At 29.5% G+C, this 4,078-nt stretch carries 5 protein-coding genes and 1 pseudogene; 3 read left to right on the top strand and 3 right to left on the bottom strand.

What is annotated here, in order from left to right; genetic code table 11:
- Window positions 1-91 precede the first annotated feature (91 nt).
- Both ELQ11_RS09340 and ELQ11_RS09335 read left to right on the top strand, forming a co-directional pair.
- Window positions 92-754: a hypothetical protein gene (locus tag ELQ11_RS09340; protein ID WP_002871457.1), complete on the top strand. Its 663-nt coding sequence runs from the start codon at window positions 92-94 to the stop codon at window positions 752-754.
- 154 nt (window positions 755-908) lie between these two features.
- Window positions 909-1,097 (top strand): hypothetical protein, encoded by a 189-nt coding sequence (locus ELQ11_RS09335; protein WP_002871456.1) that lies wholly within the window; start codon window positions 909-911, stop codon window positions 1,095-1,097.
- On the opposite strand, the gene ELQ11_RS09330 is transcribed toward ELQ11_RS09335, so the two are convergent.
- Complete coding sequence (locus tag ELQ11_RS09330) at window positions 1,049-1,441, bottom strand: type II toxin-antitoxin system death-on-curing family toxin (protein ID WP_002861538.1); 393 nt, start codon at window positions 1,439-1,441, stop codon at window positions 1,049-1,051. The genes ELQ11_RS09335 and ELQ11_RS09330 overlap by 49 nt on opposite strands.
- Window positions 1,438-1,587, bottom strand: coding sequence for a hypothetical protein (locus ELQ11_RS09955; protein ID WP_002861539.1), 150 nt, complete (start codon window positions 1,585-1,587; stop codon window positions 1,438-1,440). The genes ELQ11_RS09330 and ELQ11_RS09955 overlap by 4 nt, the downstream gene beginning before the upstream one ends.
- Before the next feature lie 291 nt (window positions 1,588-1,878).
- On the opposite strand from ELQ11_RS09955, the gene ELQ11_RS09325 reads away from it, so the two are divergent.
- On the top strand, window positions 1,879-2,310 hold the full coding sequence (locus ELQ11_RS09325) for a hypothetical protein (protein WP_126230641.1): 432 nt from the start codon (window positions 1,879-1,881) through the stop codon (window positions 2,308-2,310).
- A gap of 259 nt (window positions 2,311-2,569) precedes the next feature.
- Here the strand turns inward: ELQ11_RS09325 and ELQ11_RS10395 are convergent.
- Window positions 2,570-4,078, bottom strand: a pseudogene (locus ELQ11_RS10395) (hypothetical protein); the annotation flags it as partial.

Genomic DNA, 4,078 nt, shown 5'->3' with positions numbered 1-4,078 from the left:
CTTGAAAAAAGTACTTACAAGTGTGAATAATAATATTTTTTGTAAAAATTTGATATGATTTAAGAATATTAATCCAATATTAGAGAAATTCATGCCAACAGAACAAACCGATCTTGAATATTTGTTTTCTAAAGAAAGATTAGAATCTTATAATAATATTTACGAACATTTTGATAATTTAAAAATGATTGCAAGCATAACAACAAAAATAGCAATACTTGAACTAGTATTAAGAAATTTACTAGATAAACATATGAAAGAAAAAGATTTAGAATGGTTAAGAAATTATAACGAAGAAAACATCAAACAAAAAATAATTAAATTGCAAAACAAAGAAATATTAGATAACAATCAACTCATTTCAAGAATTTCTTTAGGAGATGTAATATTTATAATTAAGCTAGAACACTTAGAGGCAAAAATAATTAATTCTTCTAATATAAATTTTAAAAAATATTATGCACACAACAAAGAATATTACTTTCACTATGTAAATAATAAAAAATATAAAAATAGTTTTAGCAATATAGAAAAAGCAAATATTGTTCTTAACCTTTTACTCACAATCAGAAATAGAAGTTTTCACTGGGAAAATTTATATAAAACAAAAATAACAAATCAAAAGGCTTTAGCTCCTAGAATCACCACAAAATCACATAATACCTTTATAGGCGTTATGCCAAATAAAATCAATGCTTTTTTAAGTGATTTAATAGAGAGTTTTGAAAAAGATTTGAATAGCTACTTAAAATAGTATTTAAGATGGGCGATCTCGATCCGCCCTTATAATGATTTTAAATTATATCATACAATAAAAAAATTGTCAATTTAGTTTATATTTAGTATTGCTCTAAAATGTTGATTGTATAATAACATAATATTTAGATTTTCGTTTTAAAGGAGTGCAAATGAGTGATACTATTATTTTAGATATTTTATTAGAGAAGTACAATAATGCTAAATATAAAAAAGTCGGAAACTGTATTAAACTTCGTTATCAATATAACAATGCAAATGTGAATTTATATTTTGATGGTTATGATAAAAATTATCCTTCAACTTCTATATTTTTATCAATAAAATTTTGTAAAATTTGATTTAAATCATCTTTTGCAATAGAATCATCTGCAACACCGACAACAATATCTTCCATAACTTCAGCAAATTTATCATTATATTTACCATCTAAATCTAAAAAGTGCATACCTAGAAATATCGAAGTCCGTTTATTTCCATCAGCAAATGGATGAAATTTTACACAGGAAAATATTAAATGTGTAATTTTATCAGTTATTGTAGGATAATAATCATCGTTTTTTATATGCTCTAATGCGCTAGCCAAATATCCTATTTGTGTTTCATTATAACCACTTAATCCGCCTGTTTTTTCAATAATCTTTTCGTGTATAGCAATAGCTTCGCTTAGTTCTATATATTTCATTTATTTTTAAGTCTTTGAAACACCGCATTTATAGCAGGTTTTTCTAACTCTTTTTCCATTTTTGCCATAGTTTTTTTAACTGCTTTTCTCTCAGCTAAATATTCTTTATTATTTTTTTGTTGCGTATTATATTCTGTGGTTTTCATTTTACTACCCTCTTTATTCTTTCAATTAATATCCTAAATACTGTATAGACTATTTTAACATTTATATTTGATTAGCAAATCAATATGAAGCTAAAAAAATTAATTTGCTAATTATACCCAAATTAATTTTCATTAAGCAATAAATAAAACAATCAAGTCAAAAAAAAGAAAGAAATCCGTTTCAAACCACTAAAAAATAGGCATTTTATAGCAAAAATACTTGCAAAATTTATTAAAATATGGTATAATTTTATTAAAAATATGAATAAGTTATAATTGAAAGGAATAAAGATGGATAAAGCAGTAAATATGAAATTAAAGATCACTTTTATTGTGTTTCTTGTATTGATTTTGACTAATATAGGCATTTTATTTATAAGCAAGAATGAAATATTTACAAAAACACTTATAGGCTTAATAGCAACTGCTTTCATTTTATATTATGCTTTAGCTTGGATAAAAACCATAAAAAGTATTAAAAAAGATAGCTCTAAAAGTGGAGTTAAAAATCTTTTCATAGGTATTTTAAAATTGCCTTATGAATTAGTGAAAGTGGTTTTAAAGATCATCAAAAAAACATTTTCTTTTTTCTTTGGTTTAATAGATGTTTGGGTTGATGATACAATAAATGATTCACTTCGCGATGATTACCCTTGTGGAAATGGAATAGGAAGAGTTCCAAGAGTAAATAGCTGTTTTAAATTTAGCAACAGCTTTCATTAATGATGCGATTAAAAATAAAAACATATGTACGATCCTTCTTTTATTAATGCTGAAGGTATAGGAGAATTATATACACAAAATAAAAAAGGTGAAAAGGTTTTTTTAATTAATTTTTATAAAGCTAGAAAAATTTCTAGCTTATTTTAATTATCATTCTTGCAAACATTTTTCAAATTTTTATTACATACTTAATATTTCCACAAATAAAAAGCAAAAACATATTTTAACAATATTTATAAGCAAGCCTAAATTAGCTTGCTTATTTTAAAAATTCAGGAGGTATTTTAGGCGCAGGAGGAGCAGAATTATTATTTCCGCCATTTGAAGGTTGTATTAAATTACCATTCGCATCTCTCGCACCTGTCCAAAACTTAGAATCAAGAAGTTGAGAAGGATTATTTAGGGCTGTTTGAGTTACAGTTCCTAAAGCATTTACAGTATTGTTAAATGAACCTTTTGCTCCATCAGCAGCCATTTCTGCAACCTTAACACCATCATCAACTGTTCTTGCAGGAGCGCCTTTATTAAATTGATTTACCGCATTATTAACTTGTCCTTGAACTTCTTGTTGCACTGTTCCTTGTGAATTACCTTGTCCCCAAGCTGTGTTTTGTCCTGTAGTGTTAAAATGTCCTTCTGCCATAGATTTCTTATCAGCTTCATAACTATTTCCAAATCCTACGGCTGCTGAATCTACTGTGCCATAATTGCCTTTATGGATTGCAGAAGCTGTAGAAGGACTATAATAATTTTGCATACCTACAGAACCCATAGTGTTTTGCGGACTACTAAAATCTCCTGCGCTAAAGTATTTAGAGAGTTGTTGTGGATTATTAACACTCCATCTTTGGAAATCATCAGAAGCCATTGCCATAGCTTTTCCGATATTACCACTATTCCAAGCATTTGTAATTGCTGCATTATCACCTGAACGAATGTAATTATTGAGTGCTTTAGGCACAGAATCAGAGTTAACATTGCTTGCAAACGATTCAACCGAGCTATATTTATTAATAGCTGAATGCACTTGAGAGAATTCTTTACCTGTAAAGGTTGAGAAAGCATTATTAAGAGAGGCTCTAGCTGAATCATCACGAGCATAAGTAGAAGCCACATTATCCCCAAAGTCCTTAGCCCATTGTTGCATTTCTTGATCTGTAAATGTAAAGGTTCTGCTTGTGCCATCTTTTTCTGTAATATTTACACTGCCATCTACTACGCTTGCTATACTGCCACCTGCCTTGAGTGCTGACATAAGTTCTTGCGCTCTTTGATCTCCTGCTTGAGCCATCTTATTAAATGCCATAGTAGAGCTTGCTTTAAAGATTTCTTGTGCTTGAGCATTAATACCATGAGAGGCAGAATGATCAAATGCCATATTAGCAACAGATTGAGAAGTTTGTCCTGTTTTTAAAGCATCGCTAATACCTTGAGAAACTTCACCTGCTAAAGAAGCTTGTTTTGATTTCATATCACTAGCACTAAGTCCTGCAATGTTAGCAGCAGTAACGCCTTGCATATCACCACTTATTTTAGAACCTGTATTTACATCAGCCACAGTTGTTCCACCCCCTGCTATGCTAGTAGTAGAATATCTACTGCTTCCTATGCTAGTAGCACCTTGCAAACTCACTACCCCTGCATTCATCGCCCAAACTTCATCTCCTCTAGGAGCAGCTATACTTGTTTGTGTAGATAGAGCTTGCTGATTTGCAAAGCTTCCAGCAGCTCTTGAAGCACCTGTTAGAGCTTGAGATAATCCAGAAGC

This window comes from Campylobacter sp. US50a, assembly GCF_004379015.1.
Classification (GTDB): domain Bacteria; phylum Campylobacterota; class Campylobacteria; order Campylobacterales; family Campylobacteraceae; genus Campylobacter_D; species Campylobacter_D jejuni.
The sequence above is the reverse complement of the archived record's forward strand: the minus strand, read 5'-3'. Positions and strand labels throughout refer to the sequence as shown.